Origin of the sequence: Corynebacterium silvaticum, assembly GCF_002162115.2 — a bacterium.
Classification (GTDB): Bacteria; Actinomycetota; Actinomycetes; order Mycobacteriales; family Mycobacteriaceae; genus Corynebacterium; species Corynebacterium silvaticum.
Genome location: NZ_CP021417.2, coordinates 2,372,419 through 2,388,762, shown reverse-complemented (window position 1 = coordinate 2,388,762; position 16,344 = coordinate 2,372,419). Strand labels below are relative to the sequence as shown.

Sequence of the window (16,344 nt, the reverse complement as noted above, 5' to 3'; positions counted from 1 at the left end):
GCTCGCTGGGGTGGATGCGTATCTTTTAGATTTTGTAATTCAGCACCGCGAGGAGGCTGTGACGCCGTGGGTGGTTGCGTTGACCACGGCGACGCGCCCGGCGTTTGTGATGGTTGGGGCGCTGGTGGCGTCGGCACTGCTTATGGTCACGCATCGTGCGATGCCGTTGTTTCCTGCGGCAGCCGTGGGGCTTTCGTGGGTGAGCAGTACCGCGTTGAAGTACGTGTGCGGCCGGGAGCGTCCCAGCAGGGAATTGCAGCTTCTTTATGAATACAACCCGTCATTCCCCTCGGGCCATGCCACGACGGCCTTTGCTGCGGCTATGGTCCTCGCGCTTCTGTGTCGCCGCTGGTGGGTGCTCACCGTGTGGATCGTGGCGGCGGCAGTGGGGCTGAGCAGGTTGTATGTGGGAGTGCATTGGCCTAGCGACGTGCTAGCCGGTGCGCTGCTTGGCGCCGCGATTGCAGCCGCCACCTTTGCAGTGATGCGAAAAGTGGCGGCAGAGGGCGCGAGCTAGAAGCTTCCCGACGAGCCCGCGCCGGAGAAGCCGCCGGAGTATGTGGCGGTGGACGAGGAACTAGAGGCGTTGGCGGCGCTGACTGCGTCGTTATGCCAGGAGTTCATGAGGAAGAAAGGCACGTAATTGCCGTAGCCGGGGTGCCAGTCGCTAGCGCCGAGGCTTGGGGGGCGGTTGTGCTCAAGGTCGGCTTGAGAGAATTGCTTGTGGGCCAGGGCTTGGGTTACAGCGCCGTACTCGGAGATGATGAGCGCGTATTCATCCATAAAGTTCGCTGCGGAAGGATTCGTGATGAGTGCTTGGCAGCGGGCACTGAGCTCGCCGATACGGGCTTGGATGGCGGCGTCGTTAGCCTCGACCTGAGCTTTGACTATGTCCTCATGCAAGGCCGTGAGCTCCTTTAATCGCACATCGGTGTTGCCTTTCTCCATGCGGAAGAGGGTATCGATGTTGTTCTCAGCGTTGCGGAGCTGGGTGACGCTAGCGGCGGCCGTGGCCAATTCTTTACGACGCGCATAAATAGCTTTCGCATCGGCGTTTTCCGGAAGCTGCATCATGGTGTCGTGCTGAGCCAGGAAACCATTCTTAATGTCCTCCCACTCACGGCGCAGAGTGGCGTCAGCGATGGGGGAGGTAAGGGAATAATGTGCACGAATGTCGATGCTGTCTAAGTTGTTAGCAAGATGCGTGTAGTTATCGGCTACCGTCTGGTAATCCTGCATTGCGAGCTTCCGGCGTTGCTTGCGGTAATAGAAGGAAAAGAACCCCACTACCGCAGCAAAAACCGCGCCAGCAGCGGCAAAGAGGCCGCCGAATATCCGGCTACCGTTATCGGTAGCGTTCGGATCATACTTAGCTACAGTCGTGGCACCGGTGAGCAAACCACCCACCCAGTCGCCGTTTTTAAAGGACTTCTGCATGGAATCGGAATAACGCGTGGAATGCTTGGTATACCCGAGCGGCCCCTTGAGGTCTTCGCTCACGTAGGTGCCCATTTTTCGGAGATTAACATCCACGGTGAACAAAACGTGCCCGTCGGCCCACTTGTTTCCTTCTTGATTGATGAGCTCTCTGTGCTGGTGCACGCCAAAGTCTTTCACCCAATCGTCATAAGGCGTGGTGGCGGTAGCGCTGATGACGTAGTCGACATTGGGCACCTGGGTAGGAAAATTCAATGCCCGAGTTTTCTCAGTAAGCTCGGCCTCTTCCTCAGGGGACAAGACGTTGTCTTGGTCATAAATCGTCACGTTTAGGGGAGCGTCGGCACGCGCGGTTGTGAGCACTCTGGAAGGAAGCAGGAGCAGCGATAACATTACTGCCGTAATCAAGCTCGAAAACTTCATGAAAACACGCATGTGCGCACCTCTCAGCAAACGTTGACGACGATACCGCCGAGTATAAAGACTTTCTGCATGCTTGCTAGACCATGGAGTTCCCCCGAGAAGCATAAGAAGACTACAGTACAACGGGTTCACAAACGTGAGAAGGAACCGACTGAGAAATCCGGGTGGTGTGCGCGTTATTTAAGGAACGACGTACTCAGTAGCATTATGCTAGACCGGGTGAACTGTGCCCTTCGAGAGCGGGGCAACATCAAAACTTTTAGAAAGGTTTGGCGTCAATGAGCGCTGATAAGAGCACGGCTACTAAGGCAGTGGAAAAGCTGCAGCGATTCCTGCTACCGCGAGCAGGCGAGCCTTATGACGTGCGGATGTTGTACCTCATCGAGGCAGAACACAAAACTGCACGTGCGACGTGGGAGGACCGTGGCTCGGTCTCGCTTGCTGCCGGCAACGAGCTGAGCTTCTTGACGTATTTCAACGCGTTCCCCGCAAGCTATTGGCGCCGCTGGTCTCAGCTGGACTCTGTGATCCTCAAGGTTGAGGTCGCTGGAACCGCACGCGTAGACGTGTACCGCTCCAAGATTGACGGCGCCCGCATCGCTGTGGAAGGCCAAGTGGTCACCGACGGAACCGCTGAATTTGAGCTTTCCTTGCAGCCTTTCGAGGACGGCGGCTGGCTGTGGTTCGATCTCACCGCAGAGACCGACACCACCGTTCTAGAAGCTGGTTGGTACGCAGCGCAGGCGCCCGGCCCCCAGACGCTTCCCGACGGCACCCAGGTAGGACCTTTCGAGCCGCGAGTGACCGTGGGTATCCCCACCTTCAACCGCCCGGCAGACGCAGTGGCTGCGCTCGAAGCGCTGGCCTCTGACCCAGAGGTGGATGCGGTCATCGACACGATGATCATGCCGGATCAGGGCACCAAGCACCCCGCTGATGAACCAGGCTATCAAGCAGCAACCGAGCACTTCGGGGAGCGTTTCTTTGAATTCCGCCAGGGCAACCTCGGCGGATCGGGCGGCTATTCCCGCGTCATGTATGAGGCACTTGGTGGAGTAGACGGCACAGGTGAGGCCGGCGCCAAGAAGAGCCCTTACATCCTGTACATGGATGATGACATCGCCATTGAACCTGACTCAGTGCTGCGTGCTCTTCAGGTGGCTCGTTACGCTAAGTCCCCGATGCTGGTTGGTGGCCAGATGCTCAACCTCCAGGAGCGCAGCCACCTGCACACCATGGGCGAGGTCATCGGACGCCATGACTTTATGTGGACCTCCGCGCCCCATGTGCACTACGACCATGACTTTGCCAAGCACCCGCTCGCAGATCGCGGAAAACCAGGCGACAAACCAGATATGCCCAACTCCGTTGACCTGCACCGTCGTATTGACGCAGAGTTCAACGGCTGGTGGATGTGCATGATTCCACGCGTTGTCGCAGAAGAAATCGGACAGCCACTGCCGCTGTTTATCAAGTGGGATGACGCTGAATTCGGTCTTCGCGCCGGGCGTCATGGCTACCCGACGGCCACCTGGCCGGGCATCGCGATCTGGCACATGGCATGGTCGGACAAGGACGACGCGATTGACTGGCAGGCGTATTTCCACCTGCGCAACCGCCTCGTCGTGGCTGCTAACTACCATGATGGCCCTGTTGAGGGCATCATCAAGTCGATGCAGAAGGCCACGATTAAGCACCTGATGTGCCTGGAGTACTCGACCGTGGCTATCCAAAATGAGGCCATGAAGGACTTCCTCGCTGGCCCTGATCAGCTCTTTGACATCCTGGAGTCTTCGTTGCCTCGTATCGCGGCGATTCGTAAGACCTATTCGGATGCTGTCGTGCTGCCCACCGCCGCGGACTTGCCTAAGCCCACTGGTATCCCCGGTGTGCCGATCCGCGACATCGGAGGACGTTTGGCACCGATCAAGAAGGCCGTATGGCTGGCTAAGGGTCTCAAGCACTCGTTGTCCAAGGAAAACAAAGATCATCACGAGGTTCCCCAGGCAAATCTCTCTCCCATCGAGGCGCGTTGGTTTAGCCTCTCCCGTCTCGACGGCGCTACGGTGACCACCGCTGATGGTCGCGGAGTGGTGTACCGCAAGCGTGACCTGGAACAGGCAAAGGAGCTGCTCAAGGAGTCGCGTTGTTTGCAAAAGGAAGTCGCAGAGAACTTTGATCGACTGCGTGGCGAGTACCGCGCCGCCCACACGCGTCTGACCAGCCGCGAGGCATGGTCTGAGATTTTTGCAGGTGGTGTGGATGAGTAAAGTGGAATCAGACGTTCTTGTTGGGATTCAATCGCTTTTAGCTTCTCGACGTGGCGTGCTGCCTACCGCACGCGCGCTCAGCCATTTCGGTGAGCACGCTCTGGGGTGGATGGGATTGGCCGCTCTGGGCGCTTGCGTGGATAAGGGGAGACGCCGCCAGTGGATACACGTTGGTGTATCGGCTTTTCTCAGCCATGCTGCTAGCGTTGTGATCAAGCGTATTGTGCGGCGGAAGCGTCCACATGATGATCGGATCGCTATTGGGGTGGGAACGCCCTCTAAGCTGAGCTTTCCTAGTTCACACGCGACGTCGACAAGCGCTGCCTTGGTGAGTCTTGCTAAGCTCACGCGCAGTCCTCTCCCGCTGCTCGGTATCCCTGTGATGATGACATCGCGTATGGTGCTCGGAGTGCATTACCCAACCGACGTGACCGTCGGTGCGCTTCTCGGCGCCGCTACCGCGCAAGCAGTATCGCGAATGGATAAGAAGGAAAAGTAAGTGACCGAGCAAAACAAGAGCTTCCTTGAGCCCGAACCCCACACACGTGGCGTGGAGGACAACAAGAAGCGTCGTCCGCCGAAGAACCTCCCTGACGCGATGATTAAAGCACTGCGCCCCAAGCAGTGGGTGAAGAACGTTCTGGTTCTTGCTGCACCCGCTGCCGCCGGCACAGAGGCTCTCTTCGCGCCGCGCACACTCGTGGACATTCTTATCGCCTTTGTCGCTTTTTGCATGTCGGCATCTGCGATTTATCTGATCAATGATGCCCGCGACGTTGAGGCGGACAGGCAGCACCCCACCAAGCGTTTCCGGCCGATTGCCGCTGGTGTTCTGCCCATCAACCTGGCCTACGGCATGGCAGTATCCCTGATGCTCGCGGCTGTGTTCATCAGCTACTTTGCTTCCTCGGGTCACGGGCTCGGCATTGTTGTCGTGGTTTATATCGCCCTGCAGCTGGGTTACTGCTTTGGCTGGAAGCACCAGCCGGTGATCGATATTGCTTTGGTCTCCTCCGGATTCATGCTGCGTGCTATGGCCGGCGGTGTGGCCGCAGGTATCAACCTTTCGCAGTGGTTCCTGCTGGTTGCGGCGTTTGGTTCGTTGTTCATGGCATCGGGTAAGCGTTATGCGGAAATCTTGCTGGCCAAGAAGTCGGGCGCGAAGATCCGCAAGTCACTTGAAGGGTATACGCCCACGTATCTGCGCTTTGTGTGGACGCTCTCTGCAACCGCTGTGGTTATTGCGTACTCGCTATGGGGCTTTGAGATGGCTGCGTCATCTTCCGGAACGGCTTCAGTGTGGTACCAGGTCTCCATGGTTCCCTTTACCGTGGCTATCTTGCGCTATGCAGCCGACGTTGACCGTGGCGACGGCGGCGCTCCTGATGAGCTCGCGCTGTCAGACCGCGCGTTGCAGGTCCTAGCGATCGCATGGGTCGTGTGCATCGGCATCGCTGTGTATTTGGTTCCTGCGTTTTAGGCTCACGCCACTAGGAGTGCAACCGCCACAGAGCAGTTTCTTCGCAGAACTGTTCGGTGGCGGTTTTGTTATGGAAAGGCAGGTGTAGAGCGATATGAATAAGTGTGAGAACAAAAACTAATCACGCAACATTTATCACTCGGATTCACAATAGCCCCGTCTTCAGTGTTAGCATGAGCACTCATGAATAAGGGTCGGTCGTTGTCAGTGACCACCGCGTTTGTGTCTACCACGGCTATCGCGGTGATTGCATTTGTTGGAGGCTGGCAACGCCGGTGGATTAGCGATGACGGTCTGATAGTTTTGCGGACCGTACGAAATCTCCTCGCGGGTAATGGTCCGGTGTTCAACGCCGGCGAGCGGGTAGAGGCCAATACCTCCACTCTGTGGCAGTACCTCATCTTTGCGGTTGCCAAAGTTACCGGCGGGGAGCTGAGCGCAATCGCGTTGTGGCTTGCGCTGCTCCTGACCACAGCCGCGCTGACTATTGCTGCTCTTGCTACTGTGCGCCTTCATCCGGAGCGCAACGCACTGATTCTTCCTTTTGGCGCTCTCATCTATATCGCGCTGCCCCCGGCACGAGATTTTGCTACGTCTGGTCTGGAATGGGGCCTGTCGCTTTTCTGGCTTGCGGTGCTGTGGTGGCTGATCGTTGCGTGGGTCAACGCTGTGCATCCGCCGGCTGCGGAGACGCACGCTTCTCAGCGAACAGATCGGGCATTCCAGGCGACGCTCTTCTTGGCCTTTTGGTGTAGCCTGAGCTGGTTCATCCGCCCGGAGATGGCACTTTATGGTGGCGTGATCGGGCTGGTTATTTTTGTGAATGCGGAGACCTGGCGCCGCCGCGGGCTCATTCTTTTGGTCGCTCTTCCATTGCCGCTGGGATACCAGATTTTCCGGATGGGATATTACGGGCTGATTGTTCCGCAGACCGCAGTGGCCAAGTCCGCAAAGCTCAGTGACTGGACAAGCGGCTGGATGTATCTGAGGGACTTTAATGATCCCTACGGAATGATCATCGCAGCCCTGCTTGTGCTCGCCGTGGGATACACGGTGTTTGTTCATGGTGGGTTCTTCCGGGGCCCATGGGGGATAGGTGCGCAGTCTGACGCTGAATCGGCACAGAGGTTTGCTGCCATGCGTTCGGAGCTGCGGACATCTCGCGTCATCATCGTGGTGCTGCTGTGCTGTGCCTTCTTGCATATTCTCTATGTGACCCGTGTTGGTGGCGACTTTATGCACGGCAGAATGCTGCTGTTGCCGCTCTTTGTGTTGCTGCTTCCCGTCGCTGTGATCCCGATTCGTCCCACGAGCGAGGGCAAGCTGCACGAGCTGGCTAGCTTTGGAATTTTCTGTGGTGCAGTAACCTGGGCGTTCTTGGTTGTCGCTGGCGGCCATAGCTATGAACGACCCGGAAGCGGGGATGCTCAGAAGGAAATCGGCATCGTGGATGAGCGGGAGTATTGGACGCAGTCAATGGGGCGCGCGTCTGATAATGCGCCAAAGACAGCAGAGGATTTCCTTGAGGTTCCGGTAATGCGAACGTTCAAGGAACGATTAGCGCAGGCTCAAGCAAACAACGACGCACTCATGCTCGACTTTGTGGTTGATGACAAGCAAGAACTCTACGACTGGCAGCCGATTCCTAGGGATGACTCCACCAAAGAAAAAGACATTCCGCTGACTATTACTCGCATTAACCTGGGCATGACGTCGATGAATGCTCCTTTGGATGTGAGGGTTGTGGATTCGGTGGGCCTATCCAACCCATTGGGCGCACGCCAACCGCGCATCGAGGGTTCACGTGTCGGCCACAATAAGCATCTTCCGTTGTCCTGGCAGGCTGCGGATTCCGCAGCGAATCTTAACCACCTGCCTGTGTGGGTTGATGGACCTGAGGCGACGAGCGTGCGGAAGGCTCTCTACACAGAAGAGATAGCCGAGTTCATCGCTACGTATCGGGAGCCGATGAGCGTTTCACGATTCTTTAAAAATATTGCTTTTGCACTAGGCCAAGGACGTTCGCTGGAACTTAACCCAGATCCTGCCCACTATGGGGCTACTGTGGACCCGGCAGCTCGTATTTCTTGGCCGGTGAGCGCCCGTACTGACTAGTTGCGCTTTGCTTTGATTGCATATATCCCCCGCAAAAGTGGGTAATAAAGAGCGCTGGTGGGGTGGGGAACTTTCTAAAAACTAAGTTCCAACTATGAAAAAGAGCATAAGCGAGTTAATCTAGCTTGGATTATATCGGTTCTGTAACGGCCCGGACGTCCTGCGCGATACTTAAGCAGGAATGAGACGGGGCGTTTGCGTGCACATAATAACTGCGACGCCGCATACTTAGTTCGAGGAGATTTATGACGATCGCGTCCCGATTGAAAAAGGTAGGCAAGAAAGCTACCGCCACACTTACTGCTGTGGTTACGGCAGCAGCGCTGACCGTTGCCGGCACAGGCGTTGCTTCCGCAGGCCCTCGCGACTGGTTGCGGCCAGATGCTACCGGCCACTGTGAGTGGGATGGTGCAAACTACTGGGTACAGCGTTGCGACGTTGCCTCCCCGGCTATGGGCCACAACGTGACAGTGCAGATCCAGCCTGCAGGTCGTGGTGGTAACGCTGCCCTCTACCTGCTCGACGGAGCGCGCGCTTCCGATGCGGCCAACGCTTGGACCTTTGATGCTTCCGCACAGACCATGTTTGTGGATAACAACATCACCTTGGTCATGCCTGTTGGCGGTGCCGGCAGCTTCTACACCGACTGGGCGGCACCAGCGGGAATTGGTTCCGTTGGACAGGTCTTCAAGTGGGAGACCTTCCTTACTCAAGAGCTTCCTGCGTACCTCGAAGCGCATTTTGGTGTTGCTCGCAATAACAACTCCATCGGTGGCCTCTCCATGGGCGCTACCGCTGCGATGAACCTTGCTGCTCTTCACCCAGAGCAGTTCCGCCAGGTGCTGAGCTACTCCGGTTACCTCGCCATGACCGCTCCTGGCATGTACAGCCTGCTGGGCCTCGCTCTCCTCGAAGTCGGTGGCCTGAACATTAACTCCATGTACGGTAGCTTCTTCAGCCCACGTCGTATTCAGCTCGATCCGCTGTTCAACATGCGCGGCCTCGACGGCAAGGACGTGTATGTCTCTGCTGCTAGCGGCGCATGGGGCGGCCCGGACATCGAAAAGTATTCGTTCAAGGACCGCGTCAACGGTTCCATTCTTGAGGTCGCATCCCGCCTCTCCACCAAGATTTGGGAGACCAAGGCAAAGGGTTATGGCCTGAATTACACTGCGGATTACCCGGCTGTTGGTATCCACAACTGGCTGCAGTGGAACTACCAGTTGGCTATCACCAAGGATCGCATCCTGAACGTGATGAACGCCTGGTAAGGCTTCCTGCTTACTATCTCCCCAGAGGGCTCGTACCTCTGGGGATTTTTATGCTCTTGTTGCCTTTGGCCATTACATTGGTCTACGGCTGTTTTATTGTCCGCTACTGTTTTGCTTCCAAGGTGATCGAATGTCCCATAGGTCTGAGAAGTCTCAGTCATTCCTGACTCCGCTGGGGTGGCTGCTGGCGCTCTGTGCTGGGTCGGCCCCATGGTGGCAGGGGTCGCGGAATTCTCAGCCGGACGACTGGGGAAGCTTGTGGATCGGCGGGCAGATCGTCGCGGATGGACATTCGGATAGCCTTTATTCCATTGATCCGACGGATTTTGGCAACCCCACAGGCCCAGTGTGGGCGTCGTATGCGGAACAGGTGAGCGATCTCGCTCCTTTTGTGCATCCTTTTGTTCATAACCCTCTGGTGGCCTATGCGCTGGCGCCGGTGACTCGGTTGATGAGCTTTGCCACGAGTGCTTCTGTGTTGTTGGTTCTCAGTGGCATATCGGTGGTCTTATTCAGCGCCGGTTGCATTAATTTATGGACGCGTCGGACTCCTCAGATAGTCCCTCTTGTGGTTCTGTCGGTGGCGGTGTGGGTGTCTGCGGCGACGCAGCTTAGCTTCTGGATTGGGCAGACCACGCCGATCATCATGATGCTGATTGCCGTGGGGCTTGCCATGAGCGTGCGCCGCCCGTGGCTCTCAGGGCTCCTTGTGTCGATAGCAGTGCTAATCAAGCTCACTCCCGTGCTCATCGTGCTGATAATGCTGATGTTTGCGGGGCATAGGCGCGCTGGCGTATGGGTTGCAGGTTTAAGCCTGTTCTGGGGTGTTCTTACCCTAGTGGTGGCGCCGTGGTCTGTTATTAGCGCATGGTGGCAGGCTTTGGGGTGGCTGGGTTCAAAGACGTTGGTTTCTGCGATCAATCAGTCGTTGGCGTCGCTGTTGGCGAGGGGACAACAGCCTGAGGGGAGTATCGTTGCCGTTATCGACGAGGCCCCCGCAGCCGTGATGTGGTGGAGCATGGGGATAGTACTGGTTACCGTTGCTTTGTTCCTGGTGACCCTGATCAAATTGAAGGATTTTCGATTTGAGATTTGTGCGGTTGTCGCATTTGTTGGGGTTACAGCATTGTCGGGAATCGTGTGGACTCACTACACAATGGTGGCCTTTGTAGCCGTGACTGGTCTGGTGGCGCTAGCTGAGAGGTCTTCGTGGTGGGCAGCCGTGGGGCTTCTTCCGGCAGTGTTGCTCTTCCCGCCGTTTGGAGAGGCGTTTGTTTCTGCGGAAAGGACGCCCAATTCCCTCATGTGGGCAGGGTTCCTGTCGCTGGTCATCCCGATGATCGCGTTGGCTGGGATGGGACTGGGGGCACGCCCAGAGATTCGCGCTGATAGGCGGCTTCGATGGAGTTCTCTGGTGGAAGCGGTGGCGGAAACGACGGGTGGGCGTCGATAAGCAACGGCTCGGGCACCCTGATATTGGTGTGAAAATAGAGTATTAGAGCTAAGGAAGAGCAGAAAGTGTCGGTGTGTCACTGGCCAAAGTCTCAAGTTGAACTTAAACTTGAGAAACGACCTTGTGGTCCCACTGTCTTCGTGCCCACACACGATCCGGGCCACTGCGGCGAGAACAAGTCAATAACTCGGCTACATCGAGGCGTCTGTAACGACGAACAAGGTGAGCGCAGATAGAAAAAGGGAATTTCCGGAGGCGGGGAACCTCCGGAGGCGCCCCGTCTGCACCATGCTTACCTTTGGTATGTCGTGGTCAGCGCTGGATTAAAGCCAACCGTAACTACTAGAAGGACAAAGACTCTATGCGCGACACCGCATCCCGTCTCAGCAAACGTGGTTCCCTCTGGATCGCTGCGGCCGCTGTACCTGCTGCTTTGGCAGTAGGTGCTGCAGTCATCGTTCCAGCCACGACGACGGCTCAGAGCTCCCACATTGGTGGGCTTATCGACGACCAAACCGGCTACCTCAAAAACGAGGGAGTACACCGCACTCCGATCCGCACCGATCATCCGAAGATCGAAGGCCTGCCAGCGGGCGTGTCTATCGACCGCGTTGAGTGGATCACCAACCGCCGCATAGCGCTGTTTATCAAGTCGGCTGCAATGCCCGGTAACCCCATCCAGGTTCAGGTCCTCCTCGCGCGTGATTGGCACCAGGATCCGAACCGCACCTTCCCATCCGTGTGGACCCTGGATGGCCTGCGCGCTGTGGAAACAGAGAGCGGCTGGACCATCAACACCAATATCGAGAAGTTCTACGCAGACAAGAACGTCAACGTAGTTATGCCGGTGGGTGGAGAGTCGTCCTTCTACTCAGATTGGCAACGCGAGAACAAGGGCAAGCACTACAAGTGGGAGACCTTCCTTACTCAGGAACTCGTGCCAGTGCTGGCTCACGGCTACCGCACCAATGATTCCCGTGCCATCGTCGGGCTTTCCATGGGAGGAACCGCCGCAGTCAACCTGGCTGAGCGTCGCCCCGACCTATTCAAGTTCGTTGGCTCATTCTCGGGTTACCTCGACACCACCTCTATCGGTATGCCTACCGCCATCCGCGCAGCACAGCAGGACGCTGGTGGATATGACACCACTGCAATGTGGGGCCCGGACGGCTCCCAGGATTGGATCGACCACGATCCTAAGCTGGGCATCGAGGCTCTCAAGGGCATCAAGACCTATGTTTCTGCAGGCTCTGGGCGTGACGACTACGGCCAGCCCGGATCCGTGGCCAAGAACCAGGGCACCTATGCCGGCATCGGCCTTGAAGTTATCTCACGCATGACCACTCAAACCTTTGTGGACTACGCCAAGCGCGCAGGTGTGGACGTGGTGTCGCACTTCCGTCCTTCCGGCGTGCACGACTGGCCATACTGGCAGTTTGAAATGACTCAGGCATGGCCGTACATGGCCGATGCACTTGGTCTGTCTTCTGAGGACCGCGGCGCATCCTGCGCAGCCATCGGCGCTATCGCTGAGGCAACCAAGGGCGGACAGGTAGGAACCTGCGTAAACAACGAGTACGACATCGCTGGTGGCAAGGCTGAAGACTTTGTCGACGGCCGCGCCTACTGGTCGCCAGCAACCGGTGCGCATACGCTCAGCGGGCGCGTCGGGGCTCGTTACTCCGAGATCGGTGGACCTAACTCCTGGTTGGGCTTCCCAGTATCCAACGACTTTAAGCTCAAGGACAACGTCGTTGCTGCTCAGTTTGAGCGCGGTAACATATACTGGTCCCCAGAACGCGGCGCTTTTGAGGTTCCTAAGGACCTCGTGGACAAGTGGGGCGAACTGCAATGGGAGGACGGCACCCTGGGCTACCCGGTAGAGGACGCGAAAGAAATCAATGGCGGCCTGGTGCAGAAGTTCCAGGGCGGCTACGTCACCCGCGACAAGGATCACAAGAACCACTGGGTCCGTGGCGAGATCGCTAAGAAATACGGCGAGATGGACACCGCTAAGTCCAAGCTGGGCTTCCCGACCTCGGACGAACAGCTCATCCCAGGTGGCGCTTTCCAGCAGTTCGAGCACGGCAACATCTACTGGTCTGCAACGACTGGTGCGCACGTGATCTACAAGGGTGCCATCTTTGACGCTTGGGGCGCCAAGAGGTGGGAGCAGGGAGAGTATGGTTGGCCAACCTCCGACCAGACTTCAATCCCTGCAGGTGGTGAAGAAATCTCCTTCCAGCACGGCAAGATCAGCGAAATAAACGGACGCGTAGTGGAGGATCGTCGATAATGCGCAGCAACCGCCTCCTTGTGGGAGCTCTTCTGACTACCGTCGGGGTGACCCTTGCCGCCTGCGGCGGGGGAGCCACCGTTGAGGATTCCGGCACGAACACGAGTATCGCCCCGCTGACGCGGGAGGCTAAATCCTCTGAGTCGACGTCGGCTAAGAGCTCAGCTTCTGAGACAACATCCGCACAGGATTCGGGCTCCGCCCCGAACGGCGGTGGGCGTGTCGACGAGTCCTTCAAGGATGGCGCGGGCCAGGAAATTACGGCTAAACCAACACCCGGGGAATCCTTCTCCGCAAAGGAAAAGGCGTTTTTGGACACCTTGACCAAGGGTGGCGTGAACATCGCTGGAGTAGAAAACCAGATGATTGGCGCTGCGGGCGTTGTGTGTCAGGGAAACAGCCAATCGTTGAGCCCGGCCACCGTTCAAGCGGTTGCAGGGCAGCTCTTGGAGCAACAACGATCAAAGCTCTCTTTTGACGAGCTGACCAAGCTCATTGATTCTTCGGCCCGATCCGCGTACTGCTAGAGCTTATGAAAAAACTGCTCACGGTCATAGTGACCATCGTGGTGCTGATGCTGATTCTCATGGGCATCGTTCGGTGGATGAACAACACGGATAACAATCCGCTCGATCCCGGCGACAAGGGTGCTGCACCCAAGCCGGGGGAGACTTCCGAGCCCGTCCAACCCGCTCATTGCCCTGCTGTGGAGTTTATTTCTGCGCCGGGTACGTGGGAATCGGCAAAGAATGATGATCCGATCAACCCAATGGCCAATCCTGCGTCGTTTATGCTGTCGATTTCTCGGCCGCTGCAAGAGCAGTATTCTGCCGGCCATGTAAAAGTATGGACGCTGCCTTACACGGCGCAGTTCCGGAACATCAATGCGCAGCATGAGCTGAGCTACGACGAGTCACGGCAAGAGGGAACATCCACGCTTGAAGGTGAGCTGATTCGCACCCACCAAGAGTGCCCGCTGACAGACTTCATTCTCGCTGGTTTCTCCCAGGGAGCAGTGATCGCTGGAGATATTGCTAACAAGATTGGTACCGGTCAGGGAGTCATCCCCGCCGAGCGAGTGAGGGGTGTCGCCCTCATTGCGGATGGCAGGAGGCAGCCAGGTGTGGGCCAGGCTGTGGGAAATCCTGTAGGTGGGGTTGGTGCGGAAGTCGCTCTCCAACCACTCAATCTTGTGGTTCAGCCCATTGTCCCGGGAGCTACCATGCGCGGTCCGCGCGTCAATGGTTTCGGCGAGCTGGATGCAAAAACTTTTGATATCTGTGCGCCGGATGACACGATCTGCGATGCTCCGGCAGATGTAGGAAACGCGCTGCTACGGGCCCAGGCGCTGGTTGAGGCGAATGGCGTTCACGCGCTCTATGCCACCAACCCGCACGTGATTCCCGGAACCACTGCCAACCAATGGACAGTGGAATGGGCAAAGGGCTTGATCGGCTAAACGGTCATGATGAGAAAGCTGGAAATCTCGACAGAGGTTTCCAGCTTTTGTGTATCGGAGGGGGTGGAGCGTCGATAAGCTTTGTGATGCTTGCTGAGTGCGTCGTGCTGCCGCCGGGTAGGGGGGATTGGTAGCCTATACCTGAAGATTTGCCCTCAATATTTAGATTTTTGATCACTGTGTAACACTTTCGCAATCAAAACTAATAAAGTAGATGGAACGTTAAGCACTTTCGGTGCGTGCGGTTGGCTCTGCAGTAGCCCCGTGCCAGGAAACCCTCAAGGAGATTTATGGATCTGAATCAGGCTATGCGCCAGTTCTTCAACGAGAAGGGCGAGATTACTCTCCGGCCCGAGCTGACCCTCGCTGGCCTTGGCGAGGTTCTCTTCCAGGCTGATGCGGCAACAGGTGGAGCTGACCGCCACTGCATCCGCTTCTGGGACTTCACCTCCTCCCGTGAAGGTGAGACCCGCGACTTTAACCGGACCGAGGTGAACACTCGGATCAAGGTGGTTGCAGCGCGCCTGCAGCAGGTCGGCAGCATTGGTGATCGCGTAGCTATCTTGGCTAATAACAGCCCAGAGTATCTCTTTGGCTTCCTAGGTTCGCTTTATGCCGACATGGTCCCCGTCCCGCTGTATGACCCCACAGAGCCGGGACACGCAGACCACCTCACTGCAGTGATGGGCGACGCCAAGCCGACCATCGTGTTGACCAACAACACGTCCGCTACGGCTGTTCGTCGCTTCTTCGCGGACATCCCAGGCGCAGAACGCCCACGCATCATTTCTATCGGCTCCTTGCCTGATTCCGGCGCACAGAGCTTTGTTAACCCATTGCTCACCGAGGAGGGGCAGGCTTTCGCTGCCGCTGCACAGGTTGCACCGGTTGATCTCCCGGCATTCTTGCAGTACACCTCGGGTTCTACCCGTACCCCTGCGGGTGTTGTGCTGACTAACCGTTCGATCTTGACCAACGTGCTGCAGATTTTCACGGCAGTTCAGCTCAAGACGCCACTGCGCCTCGTTTCCTGGCTCCCGCTGCACCACGACATGGGCATCATCCTGGCAGCATTTGTTACCTTGCTGGGTCTGGAGTTTGAGCTCATGGCTCCGCGCGACTTCATCCAGCAGCCGTCGCGCTGGATAGATCAGCTTAAGCGTCGTGAGGGCGACAACGCGGTCTACACCGTTGTCCCGAACTTCGCACTAGAGCTGGCATCCCGTTACGCTGCTCCTGAGGCTGGCTCGGATGCAGATTTCTCCAAGGTCGACGGTCTTATCGTCGGTTCCGAGCCTGTGACGGAAAAGGCAGTGAATGCCTTCTTGGCTGCATTTGGTCCTTTCGGTCTCAACCGCTCCGCTATCCGTCCTTCCTACGGCCTGGCAGAGGCTTCCTTGCTGGTGACCACGCCGCAAACTCCGGAACGCCCGCACATTGCATACTTTGACCGCGATCAGCTCGCTGAAAACAAGGCTGTGCAGATTGATTCCGACTCTCCTGCTGCAGTGTCCATGATGGGCTGTGGCCAGGCAGTTGCCCCGCAGAAGCTCGTGATCGTGGATCCTGAGACCAAGCAAGAGCTTGCCGACGGTTCCATCGGTGAGATCTGGGTTTATGGAGATAACGTGGCCGCCGGTTACCTGGATCGTGCCGAGGACACGGCGGAGACCTTCCGCAACACGTTGGAGGGCCGTTTGGCTGAGAACTCCCGTGCAGAGGGTGCTCCTGAGGATGACCGTTGGATGGCTACCGGCGACCTTGGCGCAATGGTTGATGGCGACCTGTTTATTACGGGCCGTCTCAAGGACCTGGTCATTATTGCTGGTCGTAACCACTACCCGCAGGATATTGAGTACACCGTGGATCACGCTTCTGAGCACATCCGCCCGGCAGCCGTCGCCGCGTTTGCTATTGAAGGCAACGACGTAGAGAAGCTGATCATCCTGGCCGAGCGCGATCTTGAGCGCGACGCTAGCGGTGACGCTGAAGCTATCGAGGCAATCCGTGCAGCAGTGACCGAATCCCATGGTGTGGTGCCTACCGATATTCGGGTGGTCGCTCCTGGCGAGATTCTCCGCTCCTCTTCCGGAAAGATCGCGCGACGCGTGAACAAGAAGGCATACCTAGAGCAGTAGAG

The 16,344-nt window shown here is 57.3% G+C and carries 12 protein-coding genes; 11 read left to right on the top strand and 1 reads right to left on the bottom strand.

Annotated elements, in window-relative coordinates:
- The first annotated feature begins 10 nt into the window (after positions 1-10).
- Entirely contained in the window at positions 11-517 is a 507-nt protein-coding gene (locus CBE74_RS23705; protein WP_087454691.1) for a phosphatase PAP2 family protein, read from the top strand.
- Here CBE74_RS23705 and CBE74_RS23700 read toward each other — a convergent pair.
- Complete coding sequence (locus tag CBE74_RS23700) at positions 514-1,872, bottom strand: TPM domain-containing protein (RefSeq protein ID WP_087454690.1); 1,359 nt, start codon at positions 1,870-1,872, stop codon at positions 514-516. The genes CBE74_RS23705 and CBE74_RS23700 overlap by 4 nt on opposite strands.
- Positions 1,873-2,138: 266 nt before the next feature.
- On the opposite strand from CBE74_RS23700, the gene CBE74_RS23695 reads away from it, so the two are divergent.
- The 10 genes from CBE74_RS23695 (at position 2,139) to CBE74_RS23650 (ending at position 16,342) form a co-directional block, all read left to right on the top strand.
- Positions 2,139-4,130, top strand: coding sequence for a glycosyltransferase (locus CBE74_RS23695; protein ID WP_087454689.1), 1,992 nt, complete (start codon positions 2,139-2,141; stop codon positions 4,128-4,130).
- Complete coding sequence (locus tag CBE74_RS23690) at positions 4,123-4,629, top strand: phosphatase PAP2 family protein (protein WP_087454688.1); 507 nt, start codon at positions 4,123-4,125, stop codon at positions 4,627-4,629. Before CBE74_RS23695 ends, CBE74_RS23690 begins: the two co-directional genes overlap by 8 nt.
- Entirely contained in the window at positions 4,630-5,610 is a 981-nt protein-coding gene (locus CBE74_RS23685) for a decaprenyl-phosphate phosphoribosyltransferase (protein ID WP_087454687.1), read from the top strand. It begins immediately after the preceding gene.
- A 183-nt stretch (positions 5,611-5,793) separates the two neighbouring features.
- Positions 5,794-7,725 carry an arabinofuranosyltransferase AftB family protein gene (locus tag CBE74_RS23680; protein ID WP_087454686.1) on the top strand — a complete coding sequence of 644 codons (1,932 nt, stop codon included), beginning with the start codon at positions 5,794-5,796 and terminating at the stop codon, positions 7,723-7,725.
- A gap of 245 nt (positions 7,726-7,970) precedes the next feature.
- Positions 7,971-8,996 (top strand): alpha/beta hydrolase, encoded by a 1,026-nt coding sequence (locus CBE74_RS23675; RefSeq protein WP_087454685.1) that lies wholly within the window; start codon positions 7,971-7,973, stop codon positions 8,994-8,996.
- Between the two features lie 130 nt (positions 8,997-9,126).
- Positions 9,127-10,449 carry a glycosyltransferase family 87 protein gene (locus CBE74_RS23670; RefSeq protein WP_087454684.1) on the top strand — a complete coding sequence of 441 codons (1,323 nt, stop codon included), beginning with the start codon at positions 9,127-9,129 and terminating at the stop codon, positions 10,447-10,449.
- Between the two features lie 361 nt (positions 10,450-10,810).
- A complete protein-coding gene (locus CBE74_RS23665) occupies positions 10,811-12,745 on the top strand; it encodes an alpha/beta hydrolase-fold protein (RefSeq protein ID WP_087454683.1) in 1,935 nt (644 codons plus the stop codon).
- A complete protein-coding gene (locus CBE74_RS23660; RefSeq protein ID WP_087454682.1) occupies positions 12,745-13,272 on the top strand; it encodes a DUF732 domain-containing protein in 528 nt (175 codons plus the stop codon). The genes CBE74_RS23665 and CBE74_RS23660 overlap by 1 nt, the downstream gene beginning before the upstream one ends.
- Before the next feature lie 5 nt (positions 13,273-13,277).
- Positions 13,278-14,204, top strand: coding sequence for a cutinase family protein (locus CBE74_RS23655; protein WP_087454681.1), 927 nt, complete (start codon positions 13,278-13,280; stop codon positions 14,202-14,204).
- A gap of 290 nt (positions 14,205-14,494) precedes the next feature.
- Positions 14,495-16,342, top strand: coding sequence for a FadD32-like long-chain-fatty-acid--AMP ligase (locus CBE74_RS23650; RefSeq protein ID WP_087454680.1), 1,848 nt, complete (start codon positions 14,495-14,497; stop codon positions 16,340-16,342).
- Positions 16,343-16,344: the final 2 nt, after the last annotated feature.